2 protein-coding genes are annotated in these 1,089 nt (G+C 42.9%); one reads left to right on the forward strand and one right to left on the reverse strand.

The window, feature by feature from the left end:
• The first annotated feature begins 71 nt into the window (after window positions 1-71).
• Entirely contained in the window at window positions 72-251 is a 180-nt protein-coding gene (locus A3763_RS17480; protein ID WP_068633984.1) for a hypothetical protein, read from the forward strand.
• A gap of 487 nt (window positions 252-738) precedes the next feature.
• Here A3763_RS17480 and A3763_RS17485 read toward each other — a convergent pair.
• A partial coding sequence (locus tag A3763_RS17485) for an MBL fold metallo-hydrolase RNA specificity domain-containing protein (protein WP_304440824.1) occupies window positions 739-1,089 on the reverse strand: 351 nt, incomplete at its 5' end.

Here is a 1,089-nt window from a genome sequence, read left to right on the forward strand (position 1 = left end):
CTTAACCCTATAAAAGAAAATTCAACTAAACCTAGATTTCATATTGATTCTTATTCTATTGGGTAAATCACATGAACGAAGCCTCAAATAAGCTAGCTGGTTCACTAGAGAAGTTAAGTGAATTACAAAGTGCTGGTGTTGTCGCCATTCAAACGAAACAACTTAGTAGAGTTCATCGAGAGCGCTTGATTAAGCACGGGTTTATTCGAGAGGTGATACGGAGTTGGGAGTTAATTGGTTTCAGTAAGTGAGATTACCGAACGCTTACCAACGCACGCGCTATATTCCAACAGAATAATTTCAATCGAGTCTGACCCCATTGATTCACTTAACAACACAATAAACTTAGAAAAAATTAAATTTTCTTCTCTGTGTAGGCCGCAGGCCGCTCTGAGCCCTCTGTGGTGAACCGTCTTTTGTGTTTTGATCTTTAAGGAATAAACCAATAAACCACAGAGGACACCGAGCGCTTCGCTGCACAGAGGAAGAGATTAAGAAATACTAAAAACTTTTTGTCTTTTCTCGGTGTAGGCCGCAGGCCGCTCTGTGCCCTCGGTGGTGAACCTTCTTTTGTGTTTTGATCATTATGGGATAAACCGATGAACCACAGAGGACACCGGGCGCTTCGCTGCACAGAGGAAGAGATTAAGAAATACTAAAAACTTTTTGTCTTTTCTCGGTGTAGTCCGCAGGCCGCTCTGTGTCCTCGGTGGTGAACCGTCTTTTGTGTCTTAATCTTTAAGGGATAACCAGCCTGACCTCTTCCCCCAATAATTCCCGTAGCGCCTGTTTTAAAGCCCTCTTCGCGTCATCATCACCATGAACAATTCTTATTTCTGAAGGCTTAGCATTCATACCTTGCACTAAGTTCAGCAAGTCTTCCTGACCTGCATGCGCAGAGTAACCCGAGATCGTATGTACAGCGGCATTAATCGTATAGCGCTTACCCTCTAGCTCGACATAGCCATTTCGTGTCCCGTAAGTTTGAATATCTCGCCCTGCAGTTCCCTCAGCTTGATAACCTACAAACAGAATATCAGTACGCTTATCTTCAATTAAGGCTTTTAAATAATTAACAATACGTCCACC

Source organism: Oleiphilus sp. HI0128 (assembly GCF_001635365.1).

What these genes read in the sequence shown, in the direction of transcription:
- A3763_RS17480 (WP_068633984.1), top strand. Translation starts at nt 72, where the DNA reads ATGAACGAAGCCTCAAATAAGCTAGCTGGTTCACTAGAGAAGTTAAGT.